Source organism: Gracilimonas mengyeensis (genome assembly GCF_900182705.1).
Lineage (GTDB): Bacteria > Bacteroidota > Rhodothermia > Balneolales > Balneolaceae > Gracilimonas > Gracilimonas mengyeensis.
On the sequence record NZ_FXTP01000008.1, the window covers coordinates 143,675 to 161,871 of the forward strand.

The window sequence follows — 18,197 nt, forward strand, 5'->3', positions numbered from 1 at the left end:
ATTAATACCAAGCTGAGAGTTTGCATCCCTCATGGAGGGGGTTGCATTTTAATCCTTAAAAATACTTTTGGGGATGTGCATGGATACCAGCATATGAGGTACATCCACAACCTCGGCTGTTTTCAGATCACCGGCCAGTGAGCACAGGGCATAGGCCTCATTGCGTCTCAAACCCTTTTCTTCTTCCAGATAATCAATCATATAGCGAGTCGCTTTTTTCGAAGCCTCATCAATGGTCTCGGCAAAGGCCGTAACCGCATAATAGTCTTCGGTTTCATATTGGGGTTCACTGATGGCCCGCCCGTTTTTAATCACTTCTACTTCGTAGATAATATTCATGGGAGCTTCAATAGCCGTACCGCAAACCTCTCCATGGCCTTGTGCGGCGTGCGTATCACCAATAGAGAACAAAGCGCCCTCCACAAATACGGGAAAGTAAATGGTAGAACCTTCTGTCATATTCGGGTCGTCCATGTTACCGCCATTGGCGCGGGGCGGAATGGTAGACAAACTGTCTTCGGTGTCCGGTGCAACGCCCATCACACCGGGAAAGGGCTTGAGTGGTATCTCAATATTCTCGGAAAATTTGGCTGTTTTGCGATCTTTCCCCAGTTCAAAAGTTTTCAGCCAGGGCTCATCAAATTCATCTGCAAGAAAACCAAAACCCGGAATGATGGCGGTCCAACCCCAGTCACCCATCTCAACCTCATGTAGTGTCACCTTCAGCACATCACCCGGTTCGGCGCCTTCTACATAAACCGGACCGGTTAACGGGTGAATAGGATCAAAACTCAGGTTCCCGAGGTCTTCTACCGTAGAGTTCATATCCAGCTGCTTGGCCGAGGCTTCTTGTGTAGCCACTTTAATTACCGAACCCGAGGGTACGGTTAGTATCGGATCAATATTGCCACTCCAAAATGCATGTACCTGCTCATCGCCTAGTTCGTAATCAACAGCTATTTCCTGTGCTGTTTCTGTTTGATTTGATGACTGATCGTTTGGAACACATCCTGCAACCATCCAGATCGCACCAAAAACCATTGTACATGCGCGTATTACCCTTTTTATACAAAACCTCCTTTGTTACCTCCTAATGTTAATGTCAGGAATGTGGGGAGATCAGACCAGTTTTACAAGTTAACAGATATAAAAAAGCCCCTGTCTCTGATTTAGAAACAGGGGGCTTGGTAACGCTCAAAAATAGTAAAGGCGCATCGGAATGCGCCTTTACTCAAACTTTAAGCTATAATTGTCAAAACAAATTATAGGATTTTGGAAATCAGATCGGCAGTACGTGCAGAATAACCTGCTTCGTTATCGTACCAGCCAATTACTTTAACCAGATTACCGTCAACTTTGGTGCTTAAGCTGTCAAAGATGTTGGAGTGTGGGTTTCCAATAATATCGCTGGATACCAGATCAATATCGGAATACTCAAGAACACCTTTCATTGGGCCTTCAGCAGCAGCTTTAAATGCAGCGTTCACTTCTTCTTCGGTGGTTTCTTTCTCAAGTACCACAGTGAAGTCCGTGAGAGAACCGGTTACAGTTGGTACGCGAACAGCGCCACCATCCAGTTTACCATTCAAGTGCGGCAGTACTAAGCCTACAGCTTTAGCAGCACCTGTAGTAGTTGGCACAATGTTTACAGCAGCAGCACGGGCGCGACGAAGATCCTTGTGAGGACCATCAACCAGAGCCTGATCGCCGGTGTAAGAGTGGATGGTCGTCATGAAGCCTTTTACAAGACCAAAACTGTCATCCAGTACTTTTGCCATTGGAGCCAGGCAGTTGGTAGTACAGCTGGCGTTAGAGTAGATCTCAACATCTTTGTCGATCTTGTCATCATTTACGCCCAGTACAATTGTCTGGATATCATCACCAGAAGCAGGAGCAGAAATGATCACTTTCTTGGCGCCGGCTTTCAAATGCTTGCCTGCGCTTGCAGCATCACGGAAAAAGCCTGTTGATTCAATTACAACTTCAGCACCTAATTCGCCCCAATTCAAGTTAGCGGGGTCGCGCTCGGCGCTCACTTTGAAGCTGTGACCGTCGATGGTAAGTTTGTCACCATCTACAGATACGTCGCCCGGGAAGGTACCCTGAGCAGAGTCGTACTTAAAGAGATGAGCCAAAGTCTTTGTGTCGGTCAGGTCATTGACTCCCACAATTTCAATGTTATCATGATTTGCCAGAATCGCACGGGTTACCATTCGTCCAATACGTCCGAACCCGTTAATTCCCACTTTAATATTTGCCATTTCTTATCCTGTTTATGATTGAGTTTTTATTCCTGTAACTTCTTATCTATAAGAATGTAGTAACTACCTGTAAAGTTCTTATGAAGGCCATAAAGCTACCATTATCGCTTCCCTTTTTCAATATTTTGCACTTCTGCAATCCGCTTAAAGCCTGCTCTTTGAATTGGGAGCGCTTTTCTGCGTATCTTTCGGCCATCACGCAAAAAACTTTTTCAAATAAATTATTAGATACCCATGCCTGATCGCACCTTAAAAGAATATAAAAACGAAACTTATCTCGATTTTTCTGACCCCACGAACGACAAAGCCCAAAAGAAAGCTATTGAAGAAGTTCGCTCAAATTTTGGGAAAGAATACGATCTTTACATCAATGGTGAATTTGTAAAGGGAGATGCCGGGACTTTTGAAAGTAAAAACCCATCTAATATATCCGAAACCATTGGCGTATTTCAAAGTGCAAGCAAAGAGCAAGCCTTCAACGCTCTCGGCAAAGCCTGGGACGCTTTTGAAGACTGGCAATATGTATCAGCCAAAAAACGTGCTGATTTCCTATTTAAAGCCGCCGATGTTGTACGACGACGACGGCTTGAAATCAACGCCTGGATGATCAGCGAAGCCGGCAAAAACTATCTCGAAGCCGACGCCGACACCTGCGAAGCCATCGACTTCATTGAATATTACGCTTACGAAGCCCTCCGCATTGACGACGGCATGGACGTGCTGTCCGAAACCTGGGGTGATCATAATAAATCATTCTACATGCCCATCGGTGCAGGCGTATCCATTTCTCCATGGAATTTTCCTTTTGCTATTTTTGTAGGGATGTCGGTAGCGCCCATAGCTGTTGGTAATACTGTAGTGGCTAAACCTGCCCCAGACACGCCTCGCATGGGATCTCTTCTTGCTGAAATTTTTGAAGAAGTTGGATTACCAGCCGGCGTATTTAACTTTGTAACAGGCGGCGATATTGAAGTGGGAGAGAACCTCGCGAAACATCCCGATACGCGCTTTATTTCCTTTACAGGATCACGAGCCGTTGGCCTTCACCTCAACAAGATTGCAGCCGAGACTCATGAAGACCAAAACTTCCTGAAGCGCATGGTTTGCGAGCTTGGTGGTAAAAATGCTACTGTGGTTGATGAAGATGCCGACCTTAATTCTGCAGCCACCGAAATTATTAAGGGTGCCTTTGGTTTCCAGGGGCAAAAATGTTCAGCCAGCTCTCGAGTTGTTGCTCACCAAGCCATTTATGATGAACTACTGGAAAAAGTAACCGAAAAAGCCAAAGCTCTTGAAGTAGGCAATTCCAAAGAAAACTACATTTCCGGCCCCGTTATCAACCAAAAAGCGGTTGATAAAATCATGAAATACATCGAAATCGGCAAAGAAGAAGGCCGACTTGTTGCCGGCGGTAAGCGCGCCGAAACCGAAAACGAAGGCTATTACATTGAGCCTACCGTATTTGCTGATGTGGATGAAAATGCCCGAATTGCACAGGAAGAAATCTTTGGTCCCGTTACGGCTTTCATTAAAGCAAAAGACACAGAGGATGCCTTACGCATTGCCAACGGCGTGGAGTATGGGCTTACAGGCGCTTACTTCTCTAAAGATCCCAAGAAGATCGACAATGCACTGCGTAAGTTCCGCGTAGGTAATCTGTACATCAACCGTAAGTGCACAGGTGCGTTGGTTGGAGCTCAGCCTTTTGGCGGCTTTAAGATGAGTGGTACTGATGCCAAAGCAGGCGGACGTGATTATCTCAAGTATTTCCTTGAGCCAAAATCAGCCACCCTGCGTCCTGCAGAAGGTGTAGATTACGATCTGGAAGACTTTGACTTTGCTAACGAGTAATCCGGACCTTATAAAAACTTTAAAAGCCCTGTTCTTTACGGAACAGGGCTTTTTTAATTTATCAAAAATTCCACGAGCAGGTTTCTACTTTAACAACCAATCCATCACTTAAAACTAAAAACTTATAAAACCCCTCTTAATCAAGATCGATATCATCAGGAGCTTCATCCTCATCAATCAGATCATCTACATCAGGAGCATCTGAAATATCATCATCGTCTTCGTCATCATCATCGGCTACCGAACCCGGATCTACTTTAGGCTTGGTTTCCGCTTTAGCTCCTGCCCGGCGCAACATCAGGGCAATATCATCCTGATCGTTATCCATGGCAATCATCATGGCTGTATCACCATTTTTGTCTCGCAATTTTACATTGGCACCCTGATCTATCAAGTACTTGACAACATCGGTATTCCCTGCCTTTGCAGCTACCATTAAGGCGGTATGCCCCCAGCGTTGTTGTGCATCTACATCAGCACCAGCCTCTACAAGAATTTTAACCGCATCCGGTTCATCAGCCCGTGCAGCTGCAATCAAAGCCAGATCGCCTATTTTAGCGCCTTTTTCGATGAGCATTTGCAGCAGATCTGTATGTCCATTTTCAGCTACCCGGTTTAAAGCCGTTCCACCCATTTTGGTTTCTACATTGAGGTCGGCTCCTTTTTCTACCAATAGCTTAACAACATCGGTGTGATCTTTTTCGGCAGCCAATATCAAAGCAGATGCCCCGCTTTTATTAGTTTGGTTAATGTCTGCACCATTGGCCAGATGCTGATTTACAGCTTCTAAATTTCCGTTCTTGGCAGCGTCTAAAAAATCTGATTGCTCCATGACATTTTGCTCTTATTATCATTGTAAGTGGCAGGATGATAAAAAACGGCAGGTATTTCTCAAATTAATTCTTCAACAAAATCAATTTATCTTCCGACCCATCTCAAAAAGGCCTCCTGTTAGCCCTAGAGAAGCTTTCCCTCAACTTCATATCCCCGGATAAAATCCCCGGCATCTAATTTTTTGGTGCCTGGCAGTTGTATTTTCAACAACTCAACGGTTCCATCGGCACATCCAACGTAAAGCCGGTCATCCTTAACCATAAGCTTTCCGGCTTCCGGTGACCCGGCATCATGCCCAATTTTTGAGCGATACATATTGAATTTTTCCCCATTCCATGTAGCCCAGGCGGTTGGGAAAGGGCTTAGCCCCCTGATTTTATTGTGAACTTCTTCCGCAGGACGATTAAAATCGACATGACAGTCGTCTTTGAAAAGTTTAGGTGCCGGAGTAGCCTCGTCATCATTTTGAGACTGTAACGAATAGCTTTTGTTGTCTATCTGGTCAATAGCCTCAACCAGAAGGTCAGCCCCCATTTCTTTAAGACGTTCATAGACCTCCCCGGTCGTTTCATTTTCACCTATCTCAGTTTTTTTCTGGATGATAATGTTACCGGTATCCACTTTTTCATCCAAAAAGAATATCGTGCAACCGGTGGTTTTCTCTCCATTAATTACCGCCCAATGGATGGGGGCAGCGCCACGGTATTTAGGCAACAAAGATGCGTGAAGATTTACCGAACCTTTCTTAGGGATGTCCAAAATAGATTGGGGTAAAACGCGAAAGGCTACTACCACCAACAAATCGGGTTGAAGCTCTTTCAGCTGCTCCGCAAAATCCGGATCCCTCAAATCTTCTACTTCTATAACCGGCAGCCCTAAATCAAGAGCTTTAGCTTTAACCGGGGTGGGAGACGTTTTGCCTCCGCGCCCCCTGCGTTTGTCCACATTGCTGACGACAGCTGTAATGGTATGGGAAGATGTATGAATTTGCTCCATACTGGGAATCGCAAATTCAGGTGACCCCATAAAAACGATGTTCATCCTATACCTCTTATGCGGTAATTTTGTAGATGCAGATTATTTCTCAACCGTATTTTTAGGAACGACGGGATATTTAATTTTCTTCTCGCCTTCTTCAATGGATTTGAGTTCCTTTTTATGCATTCTCTTTTTAAAAGCACTCAGGTAATCCAGAAACAGGACACCCTCAAGGTGATCATATTCGTGTTGAATCACCCTGGAAGTCCATCCGTTGGCTTCTAACCGGTGCTTGTTGAAGTCCCGGTCAAAAAACTCAATAACCACAGTTTCTGGCCTGAATACTTTGTCATTCACCTCAGGAATGCTCAAGCATCCTTCCTCCATGGGCACTTTGTTCCCTTTTTTTTCAAGGATAAGCGGATTGATAAACACCATGGGGCCGTAAGGAACTTCTCCATCTTCAATCATGGAATCGGTGTCCATCACAAACAATTTTATAGAACGACCAATTTGCGGGGCTGCGAGTCCTACTCCGTCCGCGTTATACATGGTCTCCAACATGTTGTCAATAAGGGTTTGCAGCTCAGGGCTGTCTTCTTCAATTTCTTCGGCCTGTTCTGTCAGAACCGGATCGTTGTAAGTTACTATAGGTAATACTGGCATTGTTTATTTATGAGTTCGAATCAAGATATTTTTGAAGTATAACGGCAGCGGCGATACGATCAACCCTCCCTTTTTGCTGCCTCTTTTTTTTGGGAACGCCGGCTTCAATCATTAAATCCTGCGCAATGTTAGAAGTGTATCGCTCATCGACCTTAACAATAGTTATGTCGGGAAAAGTTCGGTTCAGTTTGTTTATAAATTCTTGAACCATTTGGGTGGCACGGCCTTCTTCTCCGGCGGGATTTAGGGGCCATCCCACCACAAATTTATCAACTTTTGCCTGGCTAGTGATAGCCTTTAATTTACTTATAACTTCATCTGGGGCAAAAGTTCCAACCGGAGATGCAAAAGTTTTAAGCAAATCGGTTTGAGCTACTCCAATTCGCTTTTTTCCTACGTCTATACCAACAAGGCGTGCATAATTTTGCAAAAAACTAGACTATCCGGATTAGCTTATTTTTTCTTTACGTCTTCCAGCGGCTGGCGTAAAAACTTCTTCATCAGCTTACTGGGCTTAAAGTGTGTTTTACGATGCGCTGGCACGTAAATCACTTCATTAGTTTTGGGATTGCGAGCTTTTGGCTTCGCTTTGGTTTCTTTGACCTCAAAAACACCAAAGTCCCGAATCTCTATACGACATTCGGTGTCGGCAGACATCATAATCTCCCGAATCGCAACAATAACTGCATCCACCCATGGCTCGGCTTGGATCATGGGTTCATCCATTGATTCCGCCACCCTTCTAACTACATCACGTTTAGTATATGTCATCATGGTTCTGTTGTTTGTTTTTTTCGATTGTAGTGCTAAAAATTTTTGTATAGCAATATTTTAGTCCTTCCAAATTACTCGCAACTTTGTTTTAGTCAAGCTTTTTCAGCTAAAGCGAGTAATCCATTATTATTGTAAAGATAAGTTTAATAAAAATCTACCTAATATTATTAAGATTTGGCTACTCATAACGCAGCACATTCTTAACTCCCTCAACTTTCTCCAGCTTCTTCATAATACGGTTAAGGTGAGAAATACCATCCACATATAGAGTAATGATACCCTCGAACATTCCGCTATCGCTGTTCACATTTATACTCTTCATATTGGTTTCCAAGGATTTTGACAAGACGTCGGTGATGTCGTTTATCATACCCACCCTGTCGCCACCAATAACTTTGATAGCACCTAAGAACTTGGTATCAAGGTTCTTAGCCCAGTTAACATCCACAATACGCTCGCTTTCTGTCTTCAATAAATGCTGGGCATTATTACACATCGTACGGTGAATCTTAATATCACCGGTCCGGCTTATAAAACCAATCACATCATCACCGGGGATAGGATTACAGCAATTTGCATAGGAATACTTGATGTTGCTCAGTTCACCGTTGATGATAAGCGATTTCCCGTCGCCCACCGACCGGGCAGCATCAAAGTATGTTTTCTGAATTTCCTCTTCGCTGATGGGCGCCGATTCTACCTGCTCCTCTTTCTCAAGGCGCCCCGTGCTTTTGTATTTCTTAACCTCTTTAAACAGGTCACCGACATCAAATGCCCCGGAACCTATCGCAAAGAACAGGTCCTGCGTGGTTTCATATTTAAACTTCTTGGCAAACTGGGTGAGCTCCTGATCCGAAATTTCCAAATTGCCACGGTCAGCGCGTTTATCCCACAACTCGCGGCCTTTTTCAGCCACTTTACGCTGCTTTTGTTTGATGAACTGCCGGATACGTGACTTGGCTTTATGGGTCACCACATCATCAATCCAGTCGGGATTCAGGTTGATCTTGTTACTGGTGATGATTTCCACCTGGTCGCCATTTTGAAGCTTTTGGCGCAAAGGCACCATCTTGCCATTCACTTTGGCCGCCATGGCCCGCTCGCCGATTTCGCTGTGGATTTCAAAGGCAAAATCGATAGGCGTGGCATTTCGGGGTAAGGTTCGCAGCTCTCCGTCTGGGGTGAATACGTAGATTTCATCCTTGTATAAGTTTAGCTGAAAATCTTTGACGAAATCGGTAGCCGCATCGGGACGAGGGTTGTCCAGTACATCCCGCACCCAGTTCACAAACTTATCGAGCGTTTCGGAGCCTTGTTGTGCGCCTTCTTTGTATTTCCAGTGGGCCGCAAGGCCTTTTTCGGCGATATCATCCATACGCCGGGTGCGAATTTGCACTTCCACCTTTCGTCCTTTGTTGGTGATTACCGTGGTATGCAGACTCTGGTACCCGTTAGCTTTTGGCACTGAAATGAAATCCCGGAATCGCTCCGGTATCGGCGTGTACCAGTCGGTGATGATGGAATACACCCGCCAGCAGTCTTCCTTAGCATGAGGGTTTTCCAGGATGATGCGGATGGCAAACAAATCATAAATCTCTTCAAACGGCTTTTGCTGCCGCTGCATCTTCCGGTAAATAGAATAGATGTGCTTAGGACGACCCTTTATTTCAAACTTGAAATTGAGCTTTCCAAGCTCTCTTTCAATCGGCTCCATGAACTCCTGTATAAATTCCTCGCGGTCTTCTTTTTTCTCCCGGAGTTTACGCGCTACAAATTTGTAGGACGTGGGGTCAATGGTTTTGAAGCACAGATCTTCCAGCTCATTCTTAATCCGGAACAAACCAAACCGATGCGCCAATGGAGCGTACAAGTCCATAGTTTCGGACGCAATCTTGATCTGCTTTTCCCGCTTCAGGTGCTGAATGGTCCGCATGTTATGCAGGCGATCGGCAAACTTAATGAGTACCACCCGAATATCTTCCGCCATAGAAAGCAGCAGCTTCATAAAAGTCTCAGCCTGCTTGCTGTCCCGGCTTTTAAATACGCCGGCAATTTTAGTGACCCCGTCAATAATCACGGCTACTTCTTCGCCAAACCAGTGCCGGATATCATCCAGGCTCACATCAGTATCTTCCACCGTATCATGCAGGAGGGAGGCAATTACGGAAACATCATCAATGTTAATTTCGCTGGCTACAATCTTGGCTACTTCAACCGGGTGGTAATAATAGGGTTCACCGGAGGCTCTCAAAGCATCTTTATGAGACAAATAGCAAAGCTTAAAGGCATAACTTATGGCCTTTTCATCCACCTGCGAGATGTGTTCATGGCACACGTCTATTAACTGCTGCAGATCTTCTCTCTGAGCCTTTTTTAGGGTATAACCTTCCAGGTCATATTTATCTATGGAAGAAATTTCACTCATACAAAACAGCCTCGCCTTGCTATCGGCAATGTACCTATATCATTGAATTAAAGCACTTACCTGAATTTTTATCTACAAAAAAAGCGGACATGAAGTTCATATCCGCTATGATTTAACCTGAAATTATCTAAAAACTGAGTAACACGCCAAACATGATTCGCCCATTTTGTGCATCGGCCAGTGTAGGTTCACTTAACTCTTTGTTGGTGTAGCGATACTCTACAAATGGTTTCACCAAAGGAATGACCGTTACCTTGGCCCCGGCCGACATATTCCAGTAAAAATTTGATTCGTCTCCCTCTTGCTCTGGATAAGAGTCGGATAGTCCTTTTAGGTCTACATCAGTAGTTTCTGAACCAAGACCAACCGTAACAAAAGGTTGAAGCAGTCCCAAAGAAACCCCACCTACCGCAGCTACGCCAAAATCGTAGTTTGTTATTTCATTGGAATAGCTTACTCCATCCCGGCTTATATTATTATCCTCGTTGAAATAGCTAAAGTGAGCCCTCAAGCCAAGATCAACCAGAGGAATGCTTTCAAAAATGCCTTTCTCTACCCGGAGGCCAAAACCGTTTTTAGGTTCTTCATCCCGGAGTTCATACGAAGCGCCAATTTCGAATTGCGCTAAAGCGGTTGCAGAGGTAATTATAGTGACAAGCAGACTTAAAACTATTATGCGTTTCATAATTCTCTTTTTATTGATTTTAGGTTAAAGGTACAAAACCCTGCGGGTGATTCAATACGTTGATTTGTTTCTTGTATCCCGATTCCCCGAGTTAGCACGTGGATTAACGAAAGAATTCGCAATAGCTTATCCATCTTTTCGTGATTCTTCTGGATTTCTTTCGCCTTCCTGCTTCTTGCGGTTTGTCCTCACTTTTGAATTTGTTAACTTCGCAAAGTTACACTACAAGCATAAAATAAAGCTTTGGCATTATGATATCGGAAGAATTACAGGAAATTATTGATGAAGCGGAGCTTCACATGGATGAAGCCACCAGGTATTTCAAAAAAGAACTTTCTCATGTGCGTGCCGGGAAAGCAAATCCTGCCTTGTTGGAGGGCATTAAGGTGGAATACTACGGATCCCAAACTCCTTTACAACAGCTGGCTAACGTGAGCGCGCCGGAAGCCCGGCTGCTGGTTGTTCAGCCTTACGACCGTTCTGGCATGGAAGAAATCGAAAAGGCCATTATGTCGGCCGGACTGGGATTGAACCCCAATAATGACGGTGAGCGCATTTTGATTCCCCTGCCCGTTCTTACTGAGGAACGTCGTAAAGAGCTGGTGAAGCATTCCAAAGACATTGCAGAGAAAGCCAAAATCAGTATCCGGAATACCCGCCGGGATGCTAACGACTCTATCAAGAAAACCGTAGAAAAAGAATCCCTTTCTGAAGATTCAAAATATGAGGCGGAAGAGGATATTCAACAGCTCACCGATAAATACACGGAAAAAGTGGATGAGCTGCTGACCAAAAAAGAAGAAGAAATTATGACGGTGTAAGGTGTTAAGGTGCTTTAGTGTTACGGTGTTAGTGTATAAATCTACTATTAGATTATTGCTATATCATATATCGTAACCCGTAACACTATAACACTGTCGTACTGTAACACTATAACACCGTAACACCACCCCATGTACATATCCGAACTTGAATTACAGGGTTTTAAGAGCTTTGCCCATAAGACCAAGGTGAAGTTTGACAGCGGAATTACGTCTATCGTAGGGCCGAATGGGTGTGGTAAATCTAATATTGTGGATGCCTTGCGCTGGGTGTTGGGGGAGCAACGGCCATCTTTGCTGAGATCCTCGGCTATGGCTAATGTGATTTTTAACGGGACGGCTCAAAAGAAAGCCTTGGGGATGGCTGAAGTATCCCTGACTTTCGTTAACGATAAAGGCATTCTTCCGATTGAATACAGCGAAGTGACCATCACACGGCGCCTGTACCGTTCCGGCGATAGCGAATACCTGATCAACGGCACCACCTGTCGGCTCAAAGATATCATGGAGCTTTTTATGGACACCGGGATGGGCTCGGATGCCTACTCGGTGATTGAGCTGAAAATGGTGGAGGAAATCCTTAACGATAAAAACAACGACCGCCGGCGACTGTTTGAAGAAGCGGCCGGTGTTACCAAGTACAAAGATCAGCGCAAGAAAACCATTCGTAAGTTAGAAAGTACCCGTAAGGATTTGCAACGGGTGGACGATTTGCTGATAGAGCTCCGCAAGAAGGCGCGATCGCTGGAGATACAGGCCGAGAAGGCGCAAAAAGCCAAAGTGTATAAAGACGAGCTGGAACAGCTGGACAAAGCCCTAACTCTACATGATTTCAACAAGATTAAGGATGAGCTGGAGCCGCTGAAAGAGCGCATCGCTAATGCGGATAAAGAGAAGAAAGAAATTGCCAAAGCTATTGAGGAGCTGGAAGAAAATGATGAAAAAGCCCGCGCGGAATTGGTGGAAAAAGAGCGTCAGCAGGCTGAAGCTCAGCGCCGGGTAAGTCAGCTGCACAATACGCTCCGCGAAGCCGATACCAACCTGCGCATCACCCGTGAAAAGATCGAGAATGAGAAAAAGGTGATTGCCGAATATGGCAAGGATATTGAAAGCGGGGAAAAGGATCTAAAAGAGCTTAAAGACCTGCTGGAATCAAGTCGTGACAAGCTGGAAGGCTATGACGATGAGATGGCAAAATCCGTGCAGGCGCTGGAAGATTCCAAGAAGAAATACAACCAAATTCAGCAGCAATATAACCGCGAGCGCAGTGAACTTTATGAGATTGAAGTAGAGTTGAGCGCGGCGAATAATGAATTGAGTCAGCTGCAGACCAAGCGCATCAAAATTGAAAGTCGGCTGGAAAACACTGAAGGCGACCTGGAACGCATTGATGATGAAATCACCGACCTGAATGATGAGATTGAAAACCTGAACGGGGAGCAGGGACTCATTGAGAAAAAGCTGGACAAACTGGTAGTTAACCGCGATGAACTGGAGGAAGAGCTGGAAACGGCGCGTGAAAAGCGTGAGCAATTCGCCGACAAACAGAACGAAATTAAAGACGAGCTCCGAACCCTTCAGAGTAAAAAGGAGTCGCTGGAATCAGAGATCAACTTGATGAACGATCTGGCGGCTTCCAATGAAGCATTCCCCGGAAGCGTGAAGTACCTGATTGAAAATCACCGCTTCGACTTTAAAGAGATGACAACGGTCTCCGAGATTTTCAACACCGATCAGGAGCACGCCGTGGCGCTGGAAGCCGTGCTGGGCGATGTACTTAATTTTGTGGTTGTAAAAACCTTGGATGAGGCGCAGCGAGCCGCCAAAATCCTCAAAGATAATGAGAAAGGCCGGGCCACTTTTATTCCGCTTGATCAGCTGGCCGCAACCTATCCCGTTAAAGACGGGAGTTTGTTTGATGAGGTCAAATCCAAGCGGGATCATTCCGCCCTGAAACAACTGTTGCTTGGAAATGTACTGGTGTTTGATTCGGTGGAAGAAGCCTATCAAGGCACCAAAAACCAAGATGATGTAGTTGGAGTGACCTACGACGGTGAAGTGGTTACCGACAACAAATTTTTCCAGAGCGGAAGCAAGAGCAAGAATGCCGGTATCCGCGTGGGGCTGAAGGACAAAATTGAGAAGCTGGAGAAAGAAGAAGCGAAAGTCTCCAAAGAAATCACCAAGCTGGAAGAATATCTGCAGCAGATCGTAGAGAAATACGAGAAGCTGGACATTGGCAAGCTCAGCCAGATGCTGAAAGAAAAAGAGCAGGAAGTGCGCCGGCTGGAGCAACAGCAACAGAGTTTGAGTTCCAAAGTATCGGTGTATCAGAAGAATATCGGTGAGCTGGTGAATCGTAAAGATCATTTGAAAAGCAGCGAGGGCACGGCCCAGGAAGAACTCAACTCCATTCAACCCAAACAGAAAGAGCTTCAGCAAAAAATGCTGGCGCTGGATGAGAAACAGCAGGAGAAAAAAGACCTGCTGGAGACGCTGGAAGAAGAACGCTCCATCGCCCAAAGCCGCTACAACGATACCCAGCTCAAGCATCAGGATTTAAAGAACAAGGTGGAAAACCTGGAGCGGGATGTGCAGCGGGCCGAGACCGGCATCGAAAACGTGAAGAAGCGAATCGAAAACCGTACGCGTCTTACCGAAGAAAGTAAAGAGCGCATTGAAACGCTGACCTCCAAAACCAAGGAGCTTCAGGAAACCATCACCACCAACAGCGAGCTGAAAGAGAAAGCAGACGAGACGCTCAAAAAAGCCGAAGAAGCGGCCGCCAAACAACGTGGTAAAATCAACGAGATTGAGAAAGAGCTGAAGGAAGTGCGTCGCCGTAAAGAGGTGAACATGGAGCTGGTGCATCACCTGGATATGGCCCGCGAGAAGATGGAAATGCAGAGTCAGACGCTGTCCGATCACATCTGGGAAACCTACGGCGTGCTGATGAAGCAGATTGATGAAGAGCTGCCGGAAGACAAGACGCCGGAAGAGGCTAAAGAGCGCATCAGCTGGCTAAAACAGAAGCTGAATCGCATTGGAGAAGTAAACCCACTGGCCATTGAGGAATACAAGGAAGAGAAAGAGCGGCTCGATTTTTATGAAGAGCAGATCATGGACCTGGAAGAGGCCGAAGAGCAGCTGCTGGAAACCATTGATGAAATTAACGAGACGGCTACTGAACGTTTCAATACTACGTTTGAACGCATCAGGCAGAATTTCCAGAAAGTATTTAAAACCCTGTTTGAAGCCGATGACTATTGCGACCTGATTATTGAACAGGATGTGGAAGATCCGCTGGAAGCCCGCATTGAGATTAAAGCCCAGCCGCGGGGTAAGCGTCCTTCGGGTATTTCGCAACTGTCGGGTGGGGAAAAAACACTGACGGCCATTGCCCTTCTTTTCGCCATCTACCTGGTAAAACCGTCGCCTTTCTGCGTGCTGGATGAGGTGGATGCCCCGCTGGATGACGCCAACATTGAGCGCTTCGCCAAGATGATCAAGGATTTCAGCCACGATACGCAGTTCATCATCATCACGCACAACAAAAAAACCATGAGCAAGGCCGAGATGATGTACGGGGTTACCATGCCAGATACCGGTGTTTCCCGCTTGGTTGGGGTGAAGCTGGACGAAGTGGAAGACGTGCTGTAGAATATCGAATATTGAATACAGAACATTGAATGTTGAAGTGCTTTATTTAAAAGCTGCTTTTTTCTAAGCACTTATCTCATCTCAAAGATTGCTTACCTAACTTTCTTATTGTTTAGGATTACAGAAATATATCCGGTACAAGCCACCGTTCTGAGAACGGTACTTTTCTTATCAATATCACTTTCTGGAACAAATCTAAACTTTGTGTTAAAGATTGATGGTATAAATTACAGACTCAGTTCCTCATCTTACCAACTCTCAAGCTTTCATTATATGACTTAACCTCACGTAAAATTATCATTACTTGCTATTAGTTATAGAAAGGAAATTAAATTTGGTCGAGGCACCCTTTCCGCCGTATATTGGAAGCAGTTATTCAAAAAACAAGTCCACAGAGGTAATCTGGCGGGCTATTTTTATGCCTTTCTGTTATCAGTTACTGTCGCATTCTTAACGGTATCCATATTCTTTAGCTACTGCTTCCATCAGGCCCTTAATGTATCCAATAGCGAATAATGTCCCCATGGTACTGTAGCCTGGATGTTCATTTGAATCCCCGGCCACGGTGGGTACATGATCCGGGCGTAGTGGTCCTCGAAAGCCTACTTCATAGTATGCCTTCATTGCCTCATACATGTCTGTTTTACCATTATCGTGCCACTCCTCGCTGAAATTGGTGGTATGCCCGGTTACATCCCTGAAGTGCACAAAATGAATTTTGTTACGTGAACCGAAATATCTAATAGCTTCTGGAATGTTGGTATCTTTCTGGCTGGCAAAGCTACCCTGACAAAAACAAATTCCGTTGTAGTCACTGGAGTTCATTGTAATAAGTCGCTTGAAGGCATCCACATTGGTAAAAATACGGGGAATACCACGGATTTTATCCACCGGGGGATCATCAGGATGTAAAGCCAACTTCACGTCGTATTCTTCTGCCACTGGAATTACCGCATCTAAAAAATACTGCATGTTTTCCCAGAGTTGCTCTTCGGTAAACTCTCCATATTCCGTGAGTGAATTATCTTCGATGTCCTCATAATCAAAAGCCGTGACCAGCGAACCGCCCCGGTTTTTACGGGCTGAGTCGGTTCGCGCCCAGCTGATAACGGGCATCCAGTTGTAACACAACACTTTGATACCCAGCTCCGAGCAGCCTTTAATCAACCTGATGAGCTTTTCGATGTCTTCATCCCGGCCATCCACTCCCAATTGGGCCCGGCTTAGATTCACGCCTTCCAGCACCTTCCACTCCAGTCCGGCTTCTTTGAAGCGATCGTAGGTTTCTTTCAGGTTATCTCGCTCTGAAGTCACCGCGCCATACGCACCCATTTGAGTTGAAAGCTGCATCCGGATTTCATCAAAACCAAAAAAGTGGGCCAGACACAAATCCATCCACTCGTATTCTTCTTTGCGCAGTATTTTTTTTGGGGTGATGCGGCCCGAGGCCTGCAAACCAAATCCACCAGAGGCCGTTAATGCTGCCAAAGCCGCACTTTTTTTAAGGAAATCTCGCCTTGAGTTACTCATAGTTTCGGATTTTTGGTTTTTTAAAAGAGACCTGTCAGGTTTGCAAAACCTGACAGGTCTTAGGGAATTACTATTTTGGATCGTCCCTGTGGGACTTTTTCCTATTTCATTTTTACAACGGAGTGAACTCCGTGGCTACATTCGGTTATCCCTACAGGATTTTTTGGTTGAATTGTAAAAGCAATAAAATGTGATTTCTATGATACTTTTCATCATAATACATCAATTTCATCACGCCTATCACAGTTAAAAGCAGATGCGCACAAAAGATGCAAAGAAAGTCATTACCCACCCGAGATCTCTTAAGTCTTTAGCGAAGCAAGCAACTCTTCCAGGGATAATTTCTTTGCCGAGCGGTGACTTAAAGAGTTCAAGCACTGTAAGTCTCCTGACTTACGTCAACAAATGGCCTTTTTTATCACGCGAGTCCGGAGACTCGTAATGCTGTTACTTTCCAGTCTCCGCTTCGCTAAAGACTGAAAAGATCATTGGGGGGCCAAATCAACTCAAAACTCATCACTCAAAACTAAAACCTGCTTTTTAGGACATAATCTTTGTTTCTGCAGGCTCTTACCCGGGAGCTTCGCCGGCTTTGGATTCTCGCATCCAGTAATTGGCCAAGGTGGAGCCGGTCACATTCATCCAGGGACCAAATACGGCTGGGGCGAGCCCTACCGTTGCTACTTTCCCCATCTCTACGGCAATGCCAGAAGCCATGCCACCATTTTGCATACCCACTTCCAAAGCTACCGTTCGAGCCGATGTCTTCTCCATACCCAATGCCCGTGCACCCCAATAGCCAAACACATAACCGGCCGCATTGTGGATAATGGCGGCCACAATCAGCAACACCCCCACGGCAAGAAGGGAATCACGACCCGCCGCGGTAATTATGGTAATGATAACAGCAATACCGACCATCGAAATCACCGGCATGGCATCATCCAGCCATTTCATCTTACCGTGCAAAAAACGATTGAACAACACGCCCAATACAATAGGAATGATGATCATTTTGATAATGCTCCACATCATAGAAGTAAATTCAATAGGCACAAACTGACCTGCAAGCAGTTGCATCAAAAACGGGGTTAAAAGAGGCGAGAGTAAAGTGGAAACAGCCGTTAATGTGATAGAAAGAGCGAGATTTGCGTTGGCTATATAGGCCATTACATTTGACGCCACACCGCCGGGCGAAGATCCAATTAACACAACACCAGCTGCGATCTCTGCGGGAAATCCAAAAGTCAGCGCCAGACTGATTCCAACAACGGGCATTACGCTATACTGCAACACTACACCAATGGCCACACCTTTGGGCATCTTTAATACATTCATGAAATCCTTTACGCTTAGGGAAGTGCCCATCCCAAACATGATGATTTGAATCAGTGGTACAATAAGTGCGCTTAACTTAAAATTACCAACTTCCAGAAACAGCCCCGGATAAAACATAGCCAGGGTAACAGAGGCAAAAATCCAGAAGGTAAAAGCAAAGGATTTGAAGAGTGTATCCGTGCCCCGCACGCCTAATGCCAAGCAAACAAACATCCCGGTCATCAGCGGACCTAATACGGGCGAACCGCTGTCCACCAGCAAAGTCACTATCACCCCAATAAAACAGGCAAGACTTAAGTAGAGTAGTACTTTTTGCAGTTTCTGCATGTGGTTGGTTATTTGTCAATTAGGGTATTGGCTAATGGGGCCCCAAA

General features: G+C 45.3%; 14 protein-coding genes. 3 read left to right on the forward strand and 11 right to left on the reverse strand.

The features are described from left to right. Positions 1–48: 48 nt before the first annotated feature. Both FN815_RS10460 and gap read right to left on the reverse strand, forming a co-directional pair. The gene (locus FN815_RS10460; protein ID WP_142454591.1) at positions 49–1,041 is read right to left on the reverse strand and encodes an acetamidase/formamidase family protein; all 993 of its coding nucleotides are present in this window, start codon (positions 1,039–1,041) and stop codon (positions 49–51) included. A gap of 221 nt (positions 1,042–1,262) precedes the next feature. Then, the gene (gene gap / locus FN815_RS10465; RefSeq protein ID WP_142454592.1) at positions 1,263–2,261 is read right to left on the reverse strand and encodes a type I glyceraldehyde-3-phosphate dehydrogenase; all 999 of its coding nucleotides are present in this window, start codon (positions 2,259–2,261) and stop codon (positions 1,263–1,265) included. 234 nt (positions 2,262–2,495) lie between these two features. Between gap and pruA the strand changes: the two genes are divergently transcribed. Then, positions 2,496–4,112: an L-glutamate gamma-semialdehyde dehydrogenase gene (pruA, locus tag FN815_RS10470; protein ID WP_142454593.1), complete on the forward strand. Its 1,617-nt coding sequence runs from the start codon at positions 2,496–2,498 to the stop codon at positions 4,110–4,112. Positions 4,113–4,248: 136 nt separating this feature from the next. Here the strand turns inward: pruA and FN815_RS10475 are convergent, their stop codons facing one another. From FN815_RS10475 to FN815_RS10505, 7 genes are all read right to left on the reverse strand, one after another. Continuing rightward, positions 4,249–4,944, reverse strand: a complete 696-nt coding sequence (locus tag FN815_RS10475; protein WP_142454594.1) for an ankyrin repeat domain-containing protein — start codon at positions 4,942–4,944, stop codon at positions 4,249–4,251. A gap of 125 nt (positions 4,945–5,069) precedes the next feature. Then, on the reverse strand, positions 5,070–5,987 hold the full coding sequence (gene fmt / locus FN815_RS10480; RefSeq protein ID WP_142454595.1) for a methionyl-tRNA formyltransferase: 918 nt from the start codon (positions 5,985–5,987) through the stop codon (positions 5,070–5,072). A gap of 36 nt (positions 5,988–6,023) precedes the next feature. Next, the gene (def, locus tag FN815_RS10485) at positions 6,024–6,590 is read right to left on the reverse strand and encodes a peptide deformylase (protein WP_142454596.1); all 567 of its coding nucleotides are present in this window, start codon (positions 6,588–6,590) and stop codon (positions 6,024–6,026) included. 7 nt (positions 6,591–6,597) lie between these two features. Then, complete coding sequence (gene ruvX, locus FN815_RS10490; RefSeq protein ID WP_142454597.1) at positions 6,598–7,020, reverse strand: Holliday junction resolvase RuvX; 423 nt, start codon at positions 7,018–7,020, stop codon at positions 6,598–6,600. 23 nt (positions 7,021–7,043) lie between these two features. After that, positions 7,044–7,364 (reverse strand): HU family DNA-binding protein, encoded by a 321-nt coding sequence (locus tag FN815_RS10495; RefSeq protein ID WP_142454598.1) that lies wholly within the window; start codon positions 7,362–7,364, stop codon positions 7,044–7,046. A 178-nt stretch (positions 7,365–7,542) separates the two neighbouring features. Further along, positions 7,543–9,789, reverse strand: coding sequence for a RelA/SpoT family protein (locus tag FN815_RS10500; protein WP_142454599.1), 2,247 nt, complete (start codon positions 9,787–9,789; stop codon positions 7,543–7,545). A 127-nt stretch (positions 9,790–9,916) separates the two neighbouring features. Then, entirely contained in the window at positions 9,917–10,474 is a 558-nt protein-coding gene (locus tag FN815_RS10505; RefSeq protein ID WP_142454600.1) for an outer membrane beta-barrel protein, read from the reverse strand. 251 nt (positions 10,475–10,725) lie between these two features. Between FN815_RS10505 and frr the strand changes: the two genes are divergently transcribed. Then, on the forward strand, positions 10,726–11,295 hold the full coding sequence (frr, locus tag FN815_RS10510; protein ID WP_142454601.1) for a ribosome recycling factor: 570 nt from the start codon (positions 10,726–10,728) through the stop codon (positions 11,293–11,295). Between the two features lie 132 nt (positions 11,296–11,427). Beyond that, positions 11,428–14,955: a chromosome segregation protein SMC gene (smc, locus tag FN815_RS10515; protein WP_142454602.1), complete on the forward strand. Its 3,528-nt coding sequence runs from the start codon at positions 11,428–11,430 to the stop codon at positions 14,953–14,955. 450 nt (positions 14,956–15,405) lie between these two features. Here smc and FN815_RS10520 read toward each other — a convergent pair whose 3' ends face one another. Then, complete coding sequence (locus tag FN815_RS10520) at positions 15,406–16,485, reverse strand: mannonate dehydratase (protein WP_142454603.1); 1,080 nt, start codon at positions 16,483–16,485, stop codon at positions 15,406–15,408. A 570-nt stretch (positions 16,486–17,055) separates the two neighbouring features. Next, a complete protein-coding gene (locus FN815_RS10525; protein ID WP_142454604.1) occupies positions 17,056–18,150 on the reverse strand; it encodes a bile acid:sodium symporter family protein in 1,095 nt (364 codons plus the stop codon). Between the last annotated feature and the right edge of the window lie 47 nt (positions 18,151–18,197).

Bases quoted from the DNA above. Each gene is read 5' to 3' on its own strand.
- FN815_RS10460 (WP_142454591.1), bottom strand. From the start codon at position 1,041: ATGGTTTTTGGTGCGATCTGGATGGTTGCAGGATGTGTTCCAAACGAT.
- gap (WP_142454592.1), bottom strand. From the start codon at position 2,261: ATGGCAAATATTAAAGTGGGAATTAACGGGTTCGGACGTATTGGACGA.
- pruA (WP_142454593.1), top strand. From the start codon at position 2,496: ATGCCTGATCGCACCTTAAAAGAATATAAAAACGAAACTTATCTCGAT.
- FN815_RS10475 (WP_142454594.1), bottom strand. From the start codon at position 4,944: ATGGAGCAATCAGATTTTTTAGACGCTGCCAAGAACGGAAATTTAGAA.
- fmt (WP_142454595.1), bottom strand. From the start codon at position 5,987: ATGAACATCGTTTTTATGGGGTCACCTGAATTTGCGATTCCCAGTATG.
- def (WP_142454596.1), bottom strand. From the start codon at position 6,590: ATGCCAGTATTACCTATAGTAACTTACAACGATCCGGTTCTGACAGAA.
- FN815_RS10495 (WP_142454598.1), bottom strand. From the start codon at position 7,364: ATGATGACATATACTAAACGTGATGTAGTTAGAAGGGTGGCGGAATCA.
- FN815_RS10500 (WP_142454599.1), bottom strand. From the start codon at position 9,789: ATGAGTGAAATTTCTTCCATAGATAAATATGACCTGGAAGGTTATACC.
- FN815_RS10505 (WP_142454600.1), bottom strand. From the start codon at position 10,474: ATGAAACGCATAATAGTTTTAAGTCTGCTTGTCACTATAATTACCTCT.
- frr (WP_142454601.1), top strand. From the start codon at position 10,726: ATGATATCGGAAGAATTACAGGAAATTATTGATGAAGCGGAGCTTCAC.
- smc (WP_142454602.1), top strand. From the start codon at position 11,428: ATGTACATATCCGAACTTGAATTACAGGGTTTTAAGAGCTTTGCCCAT.
- FN815_RS10520 (WP_142454603.1), bottom strand. From the start codon at position 16,485: ATGAGTAACTCAAGGCGAGATTTCCTTAAAAAAAGTGCGGCTTTGGCA.
- FN815_RS10525 (WP_142454604.1), bottom strand. From the start codon at position 18,150: ATGCAGAAACTGCAAAAAGTACTACTCTACTTAAGTCTTGCCTGTTTT.